At 40.7% G+C, this 1,621-nt stretch carries 2 protein-coding genes and 1 pseudogene; all 3 read right to left on the bottom strand.

The features are described 5' to 3' along the window. Nucleotides 1-293, bottom strand: a pseudogene (locus tag H5162_RS21015) (hypothetical protein); the annotation flags it as partial. 57 nt (nucleotides 294-350) lie between these two features. Next, nucleotides 351-722, bottom strand: a complete 372-nt coding sequence (locus H5162_RS21010; protein ID WP_182779441.1) for a hypothetical protein — start codon at nucleotides 720-722, stop codon at nucleotides 351-353. Nucleotides 723-724: 2 nt separating this feature from the next. Next, nucleotides 725-1,621: PD40 domain-containing protein (locus tag H5162_RS21005; RefSeq protein ID WP_182779440.1), on the bottom strand; the 897-nt coding region annotated here is incomplete at its 5' end.

The following is a 1,621-nucleotide window of genomic DNA, read 5'->3' as shown; positions in this document are numbered from 1 at the left end:
CGCCTGTCTGAGCCATCTAAACGAGATGACCACAGCGTGCGTACCTCACTGTATTTGTATTTATTCCAAAACATTAACCGCGGGGTTGAGAAGGTATCTGCATCGCCATACACCTCTTCACGTATTTCCATCGGCCACTCAGGGTGGTTTTGATGCTCTTTAGCCCATGGGTATTTAGCAACATCAACCTCTGCCTGCTCAGAGCCTTGTGAAGATGGCTCTGAGCAACCGCTTAGCACTAAGCTGGCACAAAGAGAGAGCATACAAAACATGCTGTATTTTTTTAAAAACATCAAAAACTATCCTTTTACTGAATGCGCTTATTTACTGGATTGCTGTAAACACACTCATTATTTAAAACTTTTTAAATTATCAACAAACTCTTTCGCCCATCCACTAGGGTTATTATTGGCAATGAGCCCTATAGACTCTATGGGCGGAATAATAATAGACCGTTGATTATTATTTGCCATGTACGCATGAAATGGCAGACGCGTCTCTAATGACTCACTGTTTATTGTCGATAAAATACCAGCACTATTTGTTTTTAATACAATAGGCTTTTTTGTATCGTAAGTGGCTGACTCAGGCTGCTCGGCCACCACGATTCGGTTTGCTACCGGGGTTAATTTACCAACCGGTTTATTGTTTTCAACATATCCAGTTAATAAATACACTATTGGGCTGGCACTTCCTTTGCTCATATCATGCATTTTATGCATTATTATCGTCCTTGTACTGCTAAGTTTGTAACTGCTATTGGACCTAATGTATCAAGACCCCAAATACCATTTTCTTTTACTATCGCCTCAGCTTGCTCACCGGTCACTATATTCTTTGTTCTTATGATACGCTTTGAAGGATAGAAACCATTTTTACCACGCTCTTTTGAAAATTTTGCTACAAACTCCAATTGATAATCCTCTTCTGGAGAAAAAATAACGCCATTACCTTCCCCTATTTCTGAATGCTTAACCTCAGGGTTGGCAATATTCACCCAATGAAAATGCGCTTTTGGTCTGCCTTGAGTCATAAACGCTAAATATTTTCCATCCGGTGAAATACGGTGGTTTTTCATTTCCCATTCTCTTGGGAAACCAAAATCAACTTTACGTATTACCTCACCATCAAACTTATGTATCCAAAAGCCATCGTGCTTTACCGCTAAAAACTCTTTATCGCCGGGCAGTAAAAACAACTCCTCTGAGTAAATTATTTTACGCTGCGTAAGTGTTGCTGTTGATACCTGGTAGTTGTAATGTTTACCATCTGCATAAAAAATCACATTATCGCTATCTGAGGTCCAGTTAAATGAAGGGTAGCCGCCACCGCCTGACATGGTGATTAGCTTTTTTTCTTTGGTGTCGTACAACTGTCGCGTGGCTCTATCATTGATATAACCCGAAATAGCGATATAACGGTTATCTGGTGAGCGAGCTGGTGCATGTATACTAATAGATTCAAGCTTTTGAAATACCTCTTCTGGAATAATACGGCGCCTGTCTGAGCCATCTAAACGAGATGACCACAGCGTGCGTACCTCACTGTATTTGTATTTATTCCAAAACATTAACCGCGGGGTTGAGAAGGTATCTGCATCGCCATACACCTCTTCACGTAT

Source organism: Pseudoalteromonas sp. SR41-8 (assembly GCF_014163915.1).
Taxonomy (GTDB): Bacteria; Pseudomonadota; Gammaproteobacteria; order Enterobacterales; family Alteromonadaceae; genus Pseudoalteromonas; species Pseudoalteromonas rhizosphaerae.
The sequence above is the reverse complement of the archived record's forward strand: the minus strand, read 5'-3'. Positions and strand labels throughout refer to the sequence as shown.

Excerpts from the sequence above, each read along its gene's own strand:
- H5162_RS21010 (WP_182779441.1), bottom strand. The coding sequence starts at position 722 with ATGCATAAAATGCATGATATGAGCAAAGGAAGTGCCAGCCCAATAGTG.